Source organism: Acidihalobacter prosperus (genome assembly GCF_000754095.2).
GTDB classification, from domain to species: domain Bacteria; phylum Pseudomonadota; class Gammaproteobacteria; order DSM-5130; family Acidihalobacteraceae; genus Acidihalobacter; species Acidihalobacter prosperus.
Map to the genome: position 1 here is coordinate 579,322 of NZ_JQSG02000001.1, position 17,603 is coordinate 596,924.

Below are 17,603 nucleotides of genomic sequence, written 5' to 3' on the forward strand. Positions count from 1 at the left end.
TGGCAGGTCTAGCGGTGTTTATGGCCATGCAGGGATTCTTGGCTAAACAAGACGCAAGTCTAATGAACTGGCCGCGGTGCCGGCAATTAGCCGGCCGGTTTAGTCATCATGACGCCCGCTACGACGGTACGGGTGCGCCAGATAGACGCCCATGATGTCGAGCTGCGAAGTGAAAAAGTCCAGTTCTTCGAGCGCCAGCCGCACATTGCGGTCGTCAGGGTGGCCGTCGACTTCCGCATAGAACTGCGTGGCCGTGAACGAGCCGTCGACCATGTAGCTTTCCAGCTTGGTCATGTTCACACCGTTCGTCGCGAACCCACCCATCGCCTTGTAGAGCGCGGCCGGCGTATTGCGCACGCGAAAGAGAAACGCGGTGACGAAATCCTGCTCGGCGGACATCCGCTCGGCATGCAGAAGCGTCTTGCCCATCACCACAAAGCGCGTGGTGTTGTGTGCGTGATCCTCGATATTCTGCGCGAGGATGTTCAGCCCGTAGACCTCGGCCGCCATCATCGGGGCGATTGCGGCAATGTCATGGCGCCCGGATTCCGATACTTCGCGGGCGGCGCCGGCCGTATCGACGGCCGTCACGGCCAGGATGTCGTGCCGGCGCAGGAAGATGCGGCACTGTCCCAGTGCCATGGTATGCGAGTGGGCTTCGCGGACGTCGTCGAGTGTGACGCCGGGTCTGGCCATCAAGTGAAACCGGATTGGCTGAAAATGTTCGGCCTGCATCCGCAGGCTGGATTCTGGCAGCAGGTGATGGATGTCCGCGACACGCCCGGCAATGGAATTTTCGACCGGGAGCATCGCGAGTTCGGCGTGACCACTCCGCACGGCCGCGAATACATCCTCGAAGGTTCTGCACGACAGCGGTTCATGATCCGGGCGTGCCTTGCAACATGCGATATGGGAGTTCGAGCCAGGCTCCCCCTGGTAGGCGATTTTGGCGGTCATGGGCCTTGTCGGGATCTAGTTCGCATTAAGGGGCAGCCAGATACATATCCTAAAGTTCGTGCGTTTGTCTATCCATGCCGCCGCACAGGGCCGGGCCATGCGCGCCCTTGTGCTTTTGCATCGCCTGCGCCATTGGGAAGCGCTCAACGATCCTCACGTGCGGCCTTCCACGCTTCGGTGCGGCGCTTGATGTAGCGGCGACAGGCACGGGCCGAACGCAGTGACGGACGCGGTTCGCGGCCGCCCTCCCCGTCCGGCACGTCGAGACCGGAGACCAGTTCGGCCAGCACCTGCTCCAGATGCGAGGGCTGGCGGGCGGCGGGATGCTTGCCCGAGGTCTGCGGCGCGGCGATGCCCGCCAGCGGGTCGTCGGTGCGCGGCGTGTCGAGGGAGAGGACGCCGCCGATGTGCGGTGCGGCGGCATCGCGGCGCGTCAGCGGCGGCAGCCCCCAGCGCCGTTCGAGCGTGCTGAGGATCGAGGTGTGGTCGAGCGGTGTCCCCTCTTCCGACGCTCGGAATACGGTACCGGCGGGGATCAACGGCGAGACCAGCACCGTGGGCACACGCAGGCCGAAGCGGGTGAAATCGAAGCCGTATTCGCCGATGCTGTCATCGGGCGCGACTGCGTGGGTAGGCGGGGCAACGTGATCGTAACAGCCGCCGTGCTCGTCATAGGTGATGATCAGCAGGGTGCGTGCCCATGCTGGCCCGCTGCGCAGGGCGCGATAGACGTCGAGCATGAGCTGTTCGCCGCGGGCCACGTCGTAATTGGGGTGCTGGCTGTTGCCGTCCGCCCCCCAGCTGGGTTCGAGGAAGCTGTAGGCCGGCAGGTTGCCGGCCCGGGCCGCGGCCTTGAAGTCGCGAAAGCGCCCGAAATGCTGTTCGCTGGCACGGGTCACGTCGGCGAAGGTGTAGCGCGTCAGCGGTTCGGCGTCGTAGCCGTAGATCGACCAGTCGATGCCAGCCTGTTCCAACCGCCCGAAGATGCTGGGGCAGGTGAAATGCTTGGTGTCGTCGTTCATGTGCCCCTGCGAAGTGGCGGCACTCGCGAAGGCGCGGTTGGGCAGGGTTTCCGTTGGCACCGAGCTGAACCAGCGGTCGCAGACCGCGTAACCGCGCGCCAATCCCGAAAGCACCGGCAGCATGGCGGGCGTGTACATGCCCATGATGTCTTCTGGCTGGGTGCCCGGCAGGATCGAGCGTCGGGCGCGTTGTTCCCAGTCCAGGGTGTAGGCGAAGTCGGCCACGAAGCCCTGGTTGGTGGCGTCGGGCGGTGTTGGTGCATGGATACTGCCGAACAGCTGGGCGTTGGTGGCGGCATAGCCTTCGCCGGGGTCGGCGCCGGGCATGAAATAGGCATGATCGCGTTGCGGGTCGATAGGAAAAACGGGCACGCTGCGCCCCTGTGCGTCGGGGTTGGCTTCCTGTCCGGTCAGGCCGTCAAACGGGTGCCCGATGGGCGAGCGGTTGCCGCTGTCGGCGTAGAGATAGCCGAGCATGTGATCGAAGGAGCGGTTTTCCAGCATCAGGACGACGACGTGGTCGATGCGCGCCAGCGGGTCGTCCGCGGCGAGCGCGGGCCTAGCCGCGGGCCTGGGTACGACGCCCGATGCCGGCGGTTTGGCCAGTCCGTCGGCCAACAACTGGCCGCGCGGCACGCCGAGGCCCGCACATGGGCTCCAGCCGTTGTTCGCGCGATAGCCGATGTCGCTGCCGGCGGGCATGTTGTTGCCCTGGGTGATCGGCCGCAGCCATTGCGGCGACTGATACAGCTGCGGCAGGAAGAAACCGAGCGGGCGGCCGCCGCGGGCGTTGATCAGGGCGGTCAGTCCCGCCCACAGCGGCGCGACCGCACTGGTGCCGCCGACGGTGGTCATCTGTCCTTGCACCACCACGAGATAGCCGGTCGACGGTGCGGCGTCGGCAGCGATGTCCGGCACGCCGCGACCGCTGCGTCCGGTGCTGACATTGGGCGGCATGGCGAGCCCCTTCTGGAACGACGGTACGCCGAATATCTCGCTGATGCCGCCTCCGGTACCGCGCTGGCCGTCGTTCCACACCACCTCGTCGACGATGGCGCCATTGCGCACGCTGATCGCGGTGCCGCCGCAGCCGGCGGCCCAGGGGCTTGAGGCCGGAAAGTCGACATGCGCGCGGCCGTCGTTGATGCCGTCGGTGGCGAGGTTGTCGCCGGCGGCCACGAATACGGATACGCCAAGCCGTGCGGCGTCGGCGAGCGCATGATTCATGGCCTGCAAGGCCTGGTGTGTCCAGGTGCTTTCAGGGCTGCCCCAACTGATGGAGAGCACGGACGGCGCGTTGCCGCGATCATGAGCGGCGGCGCCGATCGCATCGACGAAACCGGCGTCGGTGTTGGGCGCGAAATAGACGGCGATACGCGCGCCGGGCGCCGCACCTCCGGCAACCTGGATGTCGAGCGCCACTTCTCCGTCGGCCCCCTGGTTCGGATTCGGCTGGTTGATCGCGCCGTCGACCGAGACCGCGGTCACCTGCGGCGGATTGAGCCCCATCGTCTGGAAGGCGGTTTGCGTATCCGTATCGAGGTAGCCGCCGCCGAGTTCGATCAGCCCGATGCACTGTCCGGCGCCGGTGGTGTCGGTCGGGAAGTCGTACAATCGGGCGACCTGGTTGGGCAGATGCCCCGGCATGGCGGCCGCATCGAGCAACGGGACCACATGCCGCGGCTCGGCGATCGGCCGGGTGTCGAGGCCGAGTACCGCTTCCGCCACGGCGGCCACGTCCTCTGGCACATGCAGCGTGCCGCTACGCCCACGGAACAGCCGCCGGCCATCGTGGTAATGATCGAGCCGGGTGCGGAACGCGGCTTCCATGCGCTCGGCGGGTGCCGACAACCGTACCCGTCGCCGCCCAGGCTCCACGGCGACGACACTCAACCCGGTTTCATGGGCAAAGGCGAGCACGCATTCCAACTCGGCGCGGTAGATATGCGTGCGGCGCTGATCCATGTCCTGGCGCGCTTCGGGCGCAGCCGCTGCCGCCTCGTCAGGGTGCGGCTTGAGATAGATGCTGATCTCGACGATCTCGTCTGCGGGAACGTGGGCGATGCGCCTTGCGGCGGGTTCGGGCTTGTGGCTGCCGGACAGTTCGACGTAGGGACGGATGGCCATCGGGTGCCTCCCAGGGCGGTGGGTGCGGCCCGCGGGGTGCGGGCCGTCGCTTTCCTGGAGTCATGCTAGGGATTTTCGATGGCGGGGCAATGTGTCGCCTGTCAGCGTCAGCACAGCCCGCCAAATGGGGCGGCAACACCTCGCATGCGCTTGACCTAAAAGGAGTTTTAGATAAGCCAAGCCAATCCTTCCGGATTGAAAATGCCCATCGGCCCGGGTCTTCCGCGCGTGCGACTCGCGACCCGGAAGGCACACCCAGGCTGTTCAGGCACTGGCAGTGGTCGGCCCGTGATTTGGATGCCCATGCTCAAAACAGCGGCCCGTTGCCCCCATTTTGGCCGCCATTGGCGCCATTGCCGTTGTTGCCAGGTGGATTGTGCAGCGGCGAGTTGCCGAACTGTTGCAGGAAGCTGTTGCCGCCGTTGCCGTTGCCGCTGGCGCTCGGCGTGGTTGCGTTCGCCGGCATTTCGATGCTGGTGCCCGGCCCGAACAGCGGAATCTCGGGCGCGCTGGCCGGAGGCAGGAATCCGGAAAGAAAATCGAAGGTCTCGCCGCCGTCCGACTCCAGCGTACCGGTCTTGGGATTGATGCTCGCCTGGGTGATGTCCTGGGGGCGAAAGAAGGGGTAGCTGCCCTCGTCCGCCAGTGCGGTCTTCATGTAATGGATCCAGATCGGTAGTGCCTCGCGGGCACCGGCCGCCCAATGGCCCATGGGCTGGTTGTTGTCGAAACCGACCCAGGTCGAGGCGATGTAATGCCGTCCGTAGCCCACGAACCAAGCATTTTTCTCGTCGTTGGTGGTACCCGTCTTGCCGGCGAGGAAATGACCCAACGGCTTGGCCGCGATACCGGTGCCGTCCTGGATGACGCGCTGCAGCATGCGGGTCATGAGATAGGCAACGCCCGGCGTGATCGCGGGCTTGGCGGGCGGCTGGGTCACGCAGAGGGCGCAGTTCTTGAGCGGCAGCGTATCGCCATCGGCCTTGACGACCTTGGTGATCAGGTAGGGCTTGACCAGGAAGCCGCCGTTGGAGAAAACGGCGTAGGCGCGCGTCATCTGTAGCGGCGTAACGTCGGCGGCGCCGAGCACCAGCGAGGGTACGGGCGGCAACTGCGATTTCTTGAAGCCGAACTGTTTGGCGTAGTCGATGGCGTATGGGATGCCGACGTGCATCAGGATGCGCACACTGGGCACGTTGATCGAGTCGGCCAGATCCTTCCACAGCGGGATCGGCGTGTTGGAGAAGGTTTTTTCGTAGTTGGTCGGCTTGTAGTAAGTACCGTTGGGCAATTTGATCTTGAGCGGCGTGTCCGCGATCAGCGAGACCGGCGTCAGGTAGTTCGATTTGCCGTGCGCCAGCAGCTCGGGACCATCCAGGGCGGCGGCATAGACGAAGGGCTTGAACGACGAGCCGGGCTGGCGATAGGCGTACAGCGCGCGGTCGAAATGGCTGAGTGAGTAGCTGAAGCCGCCGGCCAGCGACACGATGGCCCCGGTGGCGTTGTCCATACCCACCAGCGCGCCCTGCACTTTCGGAATCTGCGTCAGCTGCCAGCCGGCCGCGCCGGGAGCCGGCGTCTTCCACACGGCGGTGCGCCAGTCCTCTCCGTTCGCGGGCCAGCCCGGGTCGACGTAATGGCGCAGCCAGACGACATCGCCGCGCTTGAGCAAGCGCCCCATGTCGACGGGATGCTGTTCGCCATTGCTGCCGGGCGTGCCGGCGGTCCAGGCGACGGCACGCTGGCCGAGGGTGACGGTTTCCTGCCCTTCCAGCGACACCTGGGCATGAGCATGATCGGCGGACAGCACCAGTCCCCAGCGCAGGTTCGCGGGATCCTGTGGCGGTAGCAACTTCGGCCTCACGCCGTTGAGCGCCTGCTCGATCTGCGCTTTGTCGAGATGCCCCACCGGCCCCCGGTAATGCTTGGGATCGAGGCTGTCGAGACCCATCGAGTAGTTCTCGAGGCCGATGGCCACGGATTCGTTGGCCGCCGTCTGCAATCGCGGGACGATGGTCGTGTAGACCTGCAGTCCACTGCGGTAGGTCATGTCCGCGCCGTACTGCGACACCAGCCAGCGTTCGATCCACTGGGTTGCGTAGCGGGCAATGTTGCGCCCTTCGTTGTGATATTGGGCGCTCAATGGCGCGGCTTCGGCCTCACGCGCCTGCTGCGCGGTGATGTAACCGTGCGCAAGCATGCGTCCGATCACGTAGTTCCTGCGCGAGCGCGCATCCTTGGGATTGGCCAGCGGATTGAAGTATTCCGGCGCCGCCGGCAGGCCCGCCAACATCGCCATCTGCGGCAGCGTCAACTCGTCAACCGGTTTGCCGTAATAGATCTGCGCCGCCGCGCCGACACCGTAGGCGCCATTGCCAAGATAGATCTTGTTCAGGTACAGATCGAGGATGTCGCGATGACTGAAATGGCGGGCCAGCTTGTAGGCCAACAGGATTTCGCGCACCTTGCGGGTGATGGTCTTTTTCGGCGAAAGATAGAAATTGCGCGCAACCTGCTCGGGGATCGTGCTCGCACCCTGCACCGGCGCGAAGTGAATCAGGTCGATCCAGGCGGCACGCAGGATGCCGGGGAAACTGACCGGGTAGTAGAGCGGGTTGTTGCTCCAGAAATGGCCGTTCTCGGCCGAGACGAAGGCATTGCGCAGCTGTTCCGGGATCTGCTGCGACTGCAGGGTGTCGCGCAGCCGGGGGCCGTCGACGGACAGTAGCTGGCCGTTGGCGGCGTAGATGCGCAGAGGCGTGGCGGGCTTCCAGTGTTTGAGTTCCGCCACCGAGGGCAGTGTCTGCCACAGGTAGGTCAGCCAGGAGCCGACACCCAGGCCGCCGACCACGACGACCAGCAACACCACCTGCCCCGTGATACGCCAAAAACGGCCTTCCTCGCGCGTACCGCGGTTTTGATCGCGTCTCATGCCTCCCTGCCCTTCCGCCTCGACTTGCGCGTGGATCATCACGCGAACCGATTGGACCCGATAAACGCCGCGGGGTTCACTCCGGCCGCATGCGGGACACGCGCCGCGACGAAGGTCCCCAATCAGGGCAACCGCACCTGTTTTTCGCGTCTATGATTAGTGCTCCCGAGCACGGCATCCATTCGGGACCACCAAGACGGAGGACAAAACCATGAAAAAAATCAAGGTATTGGCGTCGTTTATGCTGTTTGCGTTCGGATTGATGTCCGCCGGCACCAGTGCAGCGGCAGGCAACGCCCGCGAGGAGATCGACAAAGCGCTGATGCATGCGGATTTTCTGATCAAGGCCGATAGCCTGAACCACATGCACATGCATATGCATCACATACTCAATTGCATGGTGGGAGAACACGGCAAGGGTTACGATGCGCATGCCATGAACCCCTGCAAGGGGCTTGGCAACGGCGCAATCAACGACGAAACCTCGGCTTCCAAACGCAAGCTGCTCGATCAGGTCGAACGGCTTGCCAGCGTCGGGGTGACCATCGACGACGCCGCGGCGGCACATGATGTGGCGCTCGCCATGCACAGCCTGCTCAAAAAGGCCGCGCATTAGGTCTTGACGCTGGTCGCGGCGGGCACCGGGTCACGCCTGCCGCGACCAGCCCCGCGCAAATACACCATATAATCAAATAATTACTAATATATTTTAAGGTTATTTATCATTTGCGTCGCGTTGCGCCAGCAGTGCTGCCACCAGCGCGAGATCCTCCGGAGTATCGACGCCGTGCCCCGGCACCTCCAGCGCTTCGGCCACGTGAATGCGCGCGCCATGCCAAAGCACGCGCAATTGCTCGAGCTTTTCGATGTGTTCGAGCTCGCAAGCGGGCAACGCCACGTAGCGACGCAGATAACCGGCCCGGTAGGCGTACATGCCGACATGACGCCAGCCGATCGGCGCCTCCCGTGCCTCGGCGCCGATCACGTCCCGCTCCCATGGAATCGGCGCGCGACTGAAATAAAGCGCGTATCCGGCGACGTCGCGCACAACCTTGACGGTGTGCGGATCGTTGAGTTGCGCGGCGGAATGGATCGGCGCGCACAGCGTCGAGACGCTCGCCTCCGGGAAGGCGATCAGGTCTTCGGCCACCTGACGGATTGCCGAGGACGGCGTCAGCGGTTCGTCGCCCTGGAGATTGACCACGATTTCGTCGTCGGGCCAGCCCTGCAGGGCCACCACCTCGGCCAGCCGCTCGCTGCCGGAGCGGTGGGAGGCCGAGGTCATGACGACCGATGCGCCAAAGCCCGTGCAGGCCTCGGCAATGCGTGCGTCGTCGGTGGCGATCAGAATTTCCGCCGCGCCCGACGCGCGCGCGCAATCGTAGACATGCGCGATCAGCGGCCGGCCCGCCAGAGGCAGCAGCGGTTTGCCAGGCAGCCGCGTGGAGGCGTGGCGCGCGGGAATGACGACTCGAAAGCTCATGGGCGTGACCCTGGCGGCGCAAGGTCGGGAGGACAGGCCGATGACGTCACAGCGCTTCCACTTCCTCCTGTGTCAACGGGCGCGCCTCGTCCTCCAGCATGACCGGGATGCCATCGCGAATGGGATAGGCCAGCCGCGCGGAACGCGAAATCAGCTCCTGATGTTTCTTGTCGTAGATGAGCGGCCCCTTGGTGACCGGGCAGACGAGGATGTCGAGCAATTTCTTGTCCATCAGACACTCCTGAGGCGTTCGCTTAGGGCATCGACGAACTCCGGATCCGGCACGGCGTCAACCGGTACGGCCCAAGCCCGCTTCGATGCGAATGTGCGGCATTTTACGGCATCCTTCTCGGTCATGAGTATCGGCCGTGTGTCTCCGAAATCGAGATCGGAGGGGGCAATCCGGTGATGATCCGGCAAGGGATGGCGAATGATGTTCAGACCGGCGCCCTCAAGCGCGGAGAAAAAACGCTGCGGGTTGCCGATGCCGGCCAGCGCATGCACGGTTTGCCCGCGAAATGCCGCCAGCGCGCGCGTTTCATCGGATGATGGATCGATGCGCCTGGCATCGCCCAGCTTCAGCATCATCGCGTATTCGCCTGCCTGGGCGGCGCCGTCGCTGACCACCACCCAGTCGACCGTTTGGAGTCGGTCTTCGGGTTCCCGCAAGGGCCCAGCCGGCAGGCAGCGGCCATTGCCGAGGCGCCGGCGGCCGTCGAGCATGGCGATTTCGATATCGCGCGCGAGAGCATAGTGCTGCAGGCCGTCGTCGCTGACCACCACATCGCATGCGTCGCCGGAGAGCAGCATGCGCACGGCCTTCGCGCGTGCGCGCCCGACAACCACTGGTACATTCGTACGCGTGGCGATCAATAGCGGTTCGTCTCCGACCTCTCCGGGATCGTCAGTGTTCATGACCCGGTGAGGATCGTGGCGGCCGGCCCGCCCGCCATAGCCCCGGCTGACCACGCCCGCCCGCAGGCCTTGCGCCCGTAGCCACTCGACCAGCCAGATCACCATCGGCGTCTTGCCGGTGCCGCCAACCGTGATATTGCCCACCACGATCACCGGCACAGGCCAGCGCGGCGGCGGTGCTTCAAGCGCGCGCTGTCGACGTTGGCGAGCCACGCCGGCATAGAGGCGCGACAGCGGCAACATGAGGCGGGAGACAAGGCCGTCCGAGTGCCAAAAAGCCTCAATATATTGCTGTAAGGCCATGTTTTACCAGTCGAATACACGCTGAAGAAAATCATCCATCACGCCTTGCACCCGCCTGCGCTCGTCCCAAAAATAACGCCGTCCAAGATCGCCGCGACGGCGGGCCGCAAGCGTTTCCGTCTTCAGCGTTCGCCAGTCCGCCCATACGTCATCGGGCCGCGAAGGCGCATCGTCCAGAAACGGCAGTGTCGGACGCATCCGGCGGGTGGCCGCGCCGAGCGCGAGTGCGCAGCCGCCGGCCAACGCCTGCCAGAGCGTGGCACGAACCTGAGTATCGAGATAGCCCGCCGTCGCGGCGCTGGCGACGGCGGCGAACCAGCGCGAATCGTCGACCCAGACGACGCGCCCGGGCGGCAGCGGGCTGCGGTCCCAGTCGCCGATCGTCAGGTCGGCCTGCCGCCGGGCCGGCGCATCGGGCTGGCCCGAGACGAACAGAATCCCGTCATCGACGAAGCCAGACTGGCGCCAGTGCGCAATGGCGTCCGCATGCGTCTTGCCGCTGTCGTCGTGCCACCACCAAAGGTGCAGCCCGTCATGGCCAGCGGCCGCCAGGCTGCGCAGGGTCGTGTCGGCCTGCGCCTCCACGAACAGCGCCATTGGGTCGGCGGGTTCCGCCAGTGGCGTGGCGTGGTCGTCCGCCCTCCACGCGTTCGCCTGATCGGCATCATTGGGATAAGCAGCCTCCACCGCCAGCGGCGCGGGGCCGGTGTTGAAGGCGATCACGTGGGTGCCGGCGGCGCAAGCCGCGCGCAACAGGTTCGGGTGCGGCTGCGTATCGACCAGCACCAATCCGAAAGGCTTGAGGCGCGTCATCACCCGCCGGACGGCGGCGGGCCGGTCGCTCGGGCCGTAGCCGAGGCCGATCTTGCGCAGCCCGCGTACGCGCGGTTCGATGATTTCGGGGTAATCGTGCTCGAATGTCAGTGCGAGCCGGATATCCAGGCGGCGCTCACGCAGAGCACCCAGCAGCTCGCAGGCCAGATGTACGGATTCGGGGCTGCCGCCGGCCTTGATCCACACCACCCTGCCCTCGCCGCGCGGCGGTCGCAGATAACCGAGCCTGGCGGCCGCCGCTGCCTGCCGACCGGCTCGCCGGTCGCGCCAGTTCGCGCGCAGCACCGGCCACCAGGCGCCGCCATAGCCCTGCGCGTCAACCGGCGGCATCCTGCCCCGCCTCAGTCGGATCGGACACGGGTTCGTCGCGGAACTGCATGCGATGTAGCCGGGCATACACGCCGTCGCGTGCGATCAGCTCCCGATGGTTGCCGATTTCGACGATCTCGCCCTGGTGCATGACCACGATGCGGTCCGCGCTCTCGATGGTCGACAGCCGATGGGCGATCACGAGCGTGGTCCGCCCCCTGACCAACACCTCCAGGGCCGCCTGAATGTGTCGTTCGGATTCGGTATCGAGCGCGGAAGTCGCTTCGTCGAGGATCAGGATGGGCGCGTCCTTGAGCAGCGCCCGAGCGATGGCGAGCCGCTGGCGCTGGCCGCCGGAAAGCAGCACGCCATTCTCCCCGACCAGGGTGTCGAGGCCGCTTGGCAACTGCTCGATGAATTCCCAAGCATGTGCGGCCCGCGCGGCCTCGATGATCCGTTCGCGCGAGGCGCCGCCTTGTGCGCCATAGGCGATATTGGCGGCGATGGTGTCATTGAACAGCGTGACCTGCTGGCCCACGTAGGTGATCTGCTGGCGCAGGCTGTCGAGCACCAATTCGCCGATGGGGATGCCGTCGAGCAGTATTTCGCCTTGTTCGAGTTCGTAAAAACGCGGCAGCAGATTGACCAGGGTGCTCTTGCCGCTGCCCGAACGACCGACCAGCGCCACGGTTTCGCCCGGGGCGATGTGCAGGTCGATGCCCTTGAGCACATCGCCCTTGTGCGCATCGTAGCGGAAGCTGACGTTACGGTATTCGATGCGGCCTGCTGCCCGCTCGAGCCGACGCGTGCCGCTATCCCGCTCGGGCGGCATGTCGATCAGCTCGAATATGGTCTCCCCGGCGGCGATGCCCTTTTGCAGCGTCGGATTGATCTGGGCGAGGCGGCGTAACGGCTCCATCAGCATCAGCACTGCGGTCACGAAGGACACGAAGCTGCCCACGTTCATCGATTCGAGCAGGGTACCCGAGGTGGCGAGATAGATGATGAAGGCGATGCCGATCGAGGCGATGAACTCCATTACCGGCAGACTCGCCGCCTGGGCCGCAGTGGAGCGCAGCTGCAGCCAGCGGCTGCGATGGTTGACCTCGCCGAAACGGCGGGTCTCGTAATCGATGCCGCCGAACAGTTTGACCACGCGGTGGCCTTCGATCATTTCCTCGGAAACATGGGTCACCTCGCCCACCACATCCTGAATGCCGTGACTCAAACGCCTGAATACGCCCGAAACCGACTTTACGATCAGCGCGATCACCGGTATCAGCACCAAAAACACCAGGCTCAGCTGCCAACTGAGATATACCACCCAGATCATCAGGCCGATGGCGGTAATGCTGTCGCGCACCAGGATGGTGAAGCTGCTGGTCGAGGCGCCGGCCACCTGTTCCACGTTATAGGTGAGCTTGGCCAGCAGCTCTCCGGACGAGGCGTTGTCGAAAAAGGTCACGGGCATGTGCAACAGGCGATCGAACATGCGTTCGCGCAGATCCATGACCACTCGCGTACCCACGAAGGCCATGAAGTAGGCTGACACGTAACTTGCCACGCCACGCACGAAATACAGTCCGACCAATGCCAGCGGAATCCATGTGATCGCATGCATGTCGCGTTCGACGAAACCGCCGTTGAGCAAGGGTTTCATCAGCGCGGCCATGGCCGGTTGCGTGGCGGCCGTGAGTGTCATGCCCACGATGGCAAGCAACAGATAGGGCCAGTGCTGCAACGATTCGCGCAGCAGGCGTCGATAGACCCCGATACCGGAGACTGGCTGCGACTTGCCTGCCATTTCAGCGGCCGCTGGGCGCGGTTTTGTCGGTGGCGATCGACAGGCGGGAAAGACCGAGCTGGCCGGCGACGTCCATCGCCGTGACCACGGCCTGATAGGGGGTCTTGACGTCGGCGCGGATCACCAGGGGCATTTTGTCGCCGTCCGCGCCCTTGGCCTGCTGTAGGGCCCGGAACAACGTATCGAAACGCGAATTCACCAGTTCGCGGCCGTTCAGATAATAGTGGCCGCGCGCGTCTATCGAGAGTACCAGCGGGCTTTGTTTGGCCACGGTCGCCGCGCTTTCGGCTTTGGGCAGCTGGATCTTGAGCTCGGACTGGCGGCTGAAGGTCGTGGTGACCATGAAGAAGATCAGCAGGGTCAGCACCGTATCGACCATCGGCGTCATGTCGATGCCCGAGCCCTCCCCGTGGCGGCTGGCGCGCGCGTGGCGGCTGAAATTCATGTGCCGGTTCTCGACTTGCGCACCGTCGCCGTGGTGGTCGAGAGGGTGCGCAGGCTGTCCACGAGCTGGATGGACTGGTCCTCCATCTCGACGGTGAGCGCGTCCACGTAGCCGCGGAAATAACGGTAGAAAATGTGCGCGGGAATCGCCACCAGCAGACCGGCCGCCGTGGTGATCAGGGCCTTGGCGATGCCTCCCGCCAAAATGTGCGGATTGCCCACGCCGACCGAGGTGATCACGCCGAAGACCTGGATCATGCCGAACACGGTGCCCAGCAGCCCCATCAGCGGCGAGATCGTGGCGATGGTACCCAGCGTATTGAGGAAGCGTTCGAGTTCGTGCACCACCTGGCGGCCGGTCTCCTCAATGCGTTCCTTGATCAGCTCGTGCGGCTGACGGCGGTTGGCAAGTCCGACGGCGAGAATGCGCCCCAGCGGCGAGCCGGCAGCGATGGCCTGGATACGGTCGGCGGCCAGATCGCCGCGGCGCAGTTCCTCGACCACGGTGTCGAGCAGGCCGCCCGGCATGATGCGCGCCCGTCTCAGCGACCAGAAGCGCTCCAGAATGATCGCGAGCGCGAGAATGGATGCGCCGATGATCGGCGCCATGACCCAACCGCCCGCCTTGACGATCTCGAACACGTGTCGATGCCCCGTAATGTGATGCTGTTCGCAAACGATGCCGAATCATACACGTTAGCGCCAAACGAGGTTAAGCGCGCCGGTCCGTCAATGACCGCCGAACAGCCAGGAAAGCCCCCCATACAAGCCGAGACACGAGGTCAGGACGATCGTGATGGCCACCAGCCAGGCGTAGCCTCCACGCAGCCGGTGCTCCGGTGGCAACGCATGCCGACCGAGCAAAAACAGAAAGCCGAGCACCAGCGGCAGCAGTAGGGCATTCATGACCTCGACCGCCACGCTCAGCGCGACCAGATCGTGGGCGAGGCCGACCACCACCGCACCGACCGCGACCACCAGCGAATATACCGCATAGAACCAGGGCGCCCGCTGCGGGCTGTCCTGCAGCGAGCGGCGATAACCCGCCACCTCGCCGAGTCCCCAGGCGGCGGCGAGCGAGACCACGATCGCCGCGACCATGCCGGCGCCGAGAATGCCGATCGAAAATATCAGGCGACCGGCGCCGGCCCCCAGGTAGGGCGTCATCGCATCCGCGATCTCCTCCACCGTATCCAGCGGCGGGCCGCCTGGGTGCGTACCCAGGGTGGCTGCTGCCGCAATCAACACGGCGGCCATCACCAGCTGCGTCACCACGGCGCCCACAGCGGTATCGAGACGCGCATAACGCAGGGCCTGCGGCCGCAGGCCTTTGTCGGCGATCGCCGACTGCTGATAGAAAACCATCCAAGGCATGATGACCGCGCCGATGTTCGCGGCCACCAGATATAGATAACCCGTGTCGTTGAGCGGGATATGGCGGATACCCGCCAAGGCCGATTCGGCATCCGGGTGAGCCCGAGCGGCCACCCAGAAAAACGCGAGCTCGAAGCCCCCCATCAGCATGGCGACGCGCTCCACCCGGCGATAGCTGCCGGTCCAGACCACCAGGATCAGAAATCCCGCGGCAAGGCTCAGGCTGACACTGCCGGGCACGCCATACAGGCGGCCGACGCTGGCGACCCCGGAAAACTCGGTCAGCAAGGCACCCACGCAAGCGACCACCAGGGTGGATACGGACAGCCAGGCCCAACCCTGGCCGAAGGTCTCCCGGATCAGCTCGCCATGACCCTTGCCGGTGATCAACCCCAGCCGTACCGTCAATTCCTGCACCACGTACAGGATCGGAATCAGCAGCAGCTGCAGCGGCAGCAGATGGTAGCCCCACTGAGCGCCGCTCTGCGCGGCGGTGATGATACTGCCGACATCGGTATCCGCGAGCATGACCACCAAGCCCGGCCCGAACACCATCATGGCCAATCGCCAGCGCCCCGGCGTACGTGTCGGCTCGACGCGCGCCGTCAGGCTTGCGCCATCGGTCGGTTTATTCATGCGCCCTCGTACTGTAGATGTTAATCATTATTGTTAGCGTTATTGAACATCCCGAACCCAATAGGTTCAATCCGATTTTGAGCGCCAGCGGGCTCCGCGGCCGAATATTGCCAAAAACGCCGATGGCTATGACGATACGCCTTCACCTCGATGCCCGCCTGCGCGTCGGCAATGAAATCGACCCGGATCGCGCCGGCGCTGGCCGTATCGTAAACAGCGACGCCGCGCGCGCGGTAGCGCTGCAGCACGGCCGCGCGCGGGAATCCGAAACGGTTGCCGAAACCACTGCTGATCAGGGCGATACGCGGCCCGACCGCATCGATGAGTCCGCTGCTGGAAGACGTCAGGCTGCCGTGGTGCGGCACCAGCATCAGGTCGCTCGCCAGTATGCGGCGTCCGCGATTGACCAGCCGCCGCTCGCCGCCGCGTTCGATATCCGCGATCAAGAGCGCGCTGCCGCCGGGCCCGGAAACCTTGAGCACGCAGCTGCGGTTGTTGCGCGAGCCGGTCTCTCCGGGCGCAGGATATAAAAACATGAAGTCGATCCCGTCCCAATGCCAGCTCTGGCCTGCCCGACAGGCGTTCGGTCCGACGGCGTCGATACGCATATGCACGGGCAAGGCCGCCGCCAGCGAGGCCGCGCCGCCGCGGTGGTCCATGTCCGGATGCGAAACGATCAGGCGATCGATATGCGTCACGCCCTGGGTGCGCAGATACGGCGCCACAATGGCTTCCCCTGCGTCGAAACCCGACCGATAGCGCGGCCCGGCATCGAAAACCAGCACATGGCGCGCGGTCTGGACCGTGGCGGCAAGGCCTTGCCCCACATCGAGCAGGGTCAGCCGCCAGTCTCCGGGTCTTGGCGTGTCGCCCGCCGGCACGAAGACCGGCGCCACCAGGATCAGCCCCACCCAGCGCGCCGGCCACGCACGCGGCGCGAGCACGATCAATACCCCCGCGAGGGCGACCGGCAACACCCAGATATCGCTCAGCCCCAATCGCAAATGAGCCCACGGCAATTCCGCCAGCCAGTCCAGCAGTGGCCACAGGGCATTCAGCAACCCGGATGCAAGACGCAGAACCGCCGCGCCGCCGGCGGGCCACACACTCAGCAGCAACGTGCCGGACAGAGACAACGGCACCACCAGCAGCCCCACCCAAGGCACCGCGATCAGATTGGCCAACGGTGCGACCGGCGCGGCGCGTTGAAACAGCGCGATACTCAAGGGCAGCAATCCGAGGGTCAGAGCCCATTGCACGCGCAGCCAGTGGGTCCAGGTGCCGCCGCGGCGCGGACGTTCGCGGCCGATCAGCGCATAGAGGATGAAGGCGACTGCCGAGAACGAAAGCCAGAATCCTGCATTGTGCACGGCGAACGGATCGAGCAGCAGCACACCCACCAAAGCAAGCGCCAGGGCGTGAGAGGGCCTCAAGTGCCGCTTGAGCATGATACCGCCTAAGGCAACGGCCAGCATGACCAGAGCGCGCTGCGTGGGGATCGACAGGCCGGCCATCAGGGCATATAGGGCCGCCGCGACCAGCGCCATGCCGGCGGCGGCCTGCGGTGCGCTCAACCTCAAGGCGAGCGCGGGCACAAAGGCCCAGAATCGCCGCACCAGGGCGAAGACCAGCCCAGCGATGAGGCCAATGTGCAACCCGGAAATGGCGATCAGGTGATTTGTGCCGGTCTCAAGCAGGACGCGCCAGCGATCCTCCGGAATGCCACTGCGCATGCCCAGCACCAACGCGGAAATCACGCCCGCGTTGGGTGTGCCTTCTAGCGCGGCATGCAACCTGCGATCGAGCGTCTGGCGCCATCGGTCCACCAGGCTGACCGGGTCGGATGCCTGCCCCAGGCGCCTTGCCTTCCCGCCCTCGCGCACATAGCCGGTCGCGCGTATCCCGCGCGAGAACAGCCAACCCTCGTAGTCGAATCCACCGGGATTGAGATGGCCGTGTGCGGGCTTTAGACGCGCCGTCAGACGCCAGCGTTCGCCCGGACGCAGATCGGGGCGGCGACCGTACCAACCCAGGCGGACGCGGGCGGGAGGCTGCGTGAGCAGGCGGTCTCCCAAACGGGCCGCCTCCACGGCAAATTCGAACCGGGTCGAATGGTCTTGACGCTCAGGCACGCCACGTACCACGCCGGTCAACACCACATCGCGATGCATGTCATCAGCGGACCAGCGCTGATCGAGCAAGGCATCGGCCCGCGTCAACGCCCAAGCGAAGCCGAGGACAAACCAGCAGGCGAACGCCAGCGCGGACGGACAACGGCGGCGCACTCGCCAGAAAACCGCCAGCAACAGTGCGACAGGCAACCACACGAACATCGATGGCAACGTCGGCAGGGCACCCAGGGCCAGAATGCCGAGCAGGAAGGCCAGCGCGCCCGTCAGGCTCATACCCCTGCCCTGCGGCGTATCCGCACTGTCATGGAAATGTGCAGGCGGGCGCCCGAAA

The 17,603-nt window shown here is 65.2% G+C and carries 13 protein-coding genes; 1 reads left to right on the forward strand and 12 read right to left on the reverse strand.

Annotated elements, in window-relative coordinates; all coding sequences use genetic code 11:
- Positions 1 to 99: 99 nt before the first annotated feature.
- From THPRO_RS02925 to THPRO_RS02935, 3 genes are all read right to left on the reverse strand, one after another.
- A complete protein-coding gene (locus THPRO_RS02925) occupies positions 100 to 957 on the reverse strand; it encodes a prephenate dehydratase (protein WP_038086566.1) in 858 nt (285 codons plus the stop codon).
- A 143-nt stretch (positions 958 to 1,100) separates the two neighbouring features.
- Entirely contained in the window at positions 1,101 to 4,106 is a 3,006-nt protein-coding gene (locus tag THPRO_RS17145) for an alkaline phosphatase family protein (protein ID WP_201786921.1), read from the reverse strand.
- Between the two features lie 307 nt (positions 4,107 to 4,413).
- Positions 4,414 to 7,038: a penicillin-binding protein 1A gene (locus tag THPRO_RS02935; protein ID WP_082954418.1), complete on the reverse strand. Its 2,625-nt coding sequence runs from the start codon at positions 7,036 to 7,038 to the stop codon at positions 4,414 to 4,416.
- A 211-nt stretch (positions 7,039 to 7,249) separates the two neighbouring features.
- On the opposite strand from THPRO_RS02935, the gene THPRO_RS02940 reads away from it, so the two are divergent.
- Positions 7,250 to 7,654, forward strand: a complete 405-nt coding sequence (locus THPRO_RS02940; protein ID WP_038086569.1) for a hypothetical protein — start codon at positions 7,250 to 7,252, stop codon at positions 7,652 to 7,654.
- Positions 7,655 to 7,753: 99 nt separating this feature from the next.
- Here THPRO_RS02940 and kdsB read toward each other — a convergent pair whose 3' ends face one another.
- From kdsB to THPRO_RS02985, 9 genes are all read right to left on the reverse strand, one after another.
- A complete protein-coding gene (gene kdsB, locus THPRO_RS02945) occupies positions 7,754 to 8,521 on the reverse strand; it encodes a 3-deoxy-manno-octulosonate cytidylyltransferase (protein ID WP_038086572.1) in 768 nt (255 codons plus the stop codon).
- Between the two features lie 46 nt (positions 8,522 to 8,567).
- Entirely contained in the window at positions 8,568 to 8,753 is a 186-nt protein-coding gene (locus THPRO_RS02950) for a Trm112 family protein (RefSeq protein ID WP_038086575.1), read from the reverse strand.
- A complete protein-coding gene (gene lpxK / locus THPRO_RS02955; RefSeq protein ID WP_065089185.1) occupies positions 8,753 to 9,739 on the reverse strand; it encodes a tetraacyldisaccharide 4'-kinase in 987 nt (328 codons plus the stop codon). Before lpxK ends, THPRO_RS02950 begins: the two co-directional genes overlap by 1 nt.
- 3 nt (positions 9,740 to 9,742) lie before the next feature.
- Entirely contained in the window at positions 9,743 to 10,903 is a 1,161-nt protein-coding gene (locus THPRO_RS02960; protein WP_038086577.1) for a glycosyltransferase N-terminal domain-containing protein, read from the reverse strand.
- Positions 10,890 to 12,686, reverse strand: a complete 1,797-nt coding sequence (msbA, locus tag THPRO_RS02965; protein ID WP_052063999.1) for a lipid A export permease/ATP-binding protein MsbA — start codon at positions 12,684 to 12,686, stop codon at positions 10,890 to 10,892. The genes THPRO_RS02960 and msbA overlap by 14 nt, the downstream gene beginning before the upstream one ends.
- 1 nt (position 12,687) lies before the next feature.
- Positions 12,688 to 13,131: an ExbD/TolR family protein gene (locus THPRO_RS02970; protein ID WP_038086580.1), complete on the reverse strand. Its 444-nt coding sequence runs from the start codon at positions 13,129 to 13,131 to the stop codon at positions 12,688 to 12,690.
- Positions 13,128 to 13,772 (reverse strand): MotA/TolQ/ExbB proton channel family protein, encoded by a 645-nt coding sequence (locus THPRO_RS02975; RefSeq protein WP_052064000.1) that lies wholly within the window; start codon positions 13,770 to 13,772, stop codon positions 13,128 to 13,130. The genes THPRO_RS02970 and THPRO_RS02975 overlap by 4 nt, the downstream gene beginning before the upstream one ends.
- An 87-nt stretch (positions 13,773 to 13,859) precedes the next feature.
- Positions 13,860 to 15,140, reverse strand: coding sequence for an NRAMP family divalent metal transporter (locus tag THPRO_RS02980; RefSeq protein ID WP_201786922.1), 1,281 nt, complete (start codon positions 15,138 to 15,140; stop codon positions 13,860 to 13,862).
- Positions 15,141 to 15,160: 20 nt separating this feature from the next.
- On the reverse strand, positions 15,161 to 17,545 hold the full coding sequence (locus THPRO_RS02985) for a DNA internalization-related competence protein ComEC/Rec2 (RefSeq protein WP_065089186.1): 2,385 nt from the start codon (positions 17,543 to 17,545) through the stop codon (positions 15,161 to 15,163).
- Between the last annotated feature and the right edge of the window lie 58 nt (positions 17,546 to 17,603).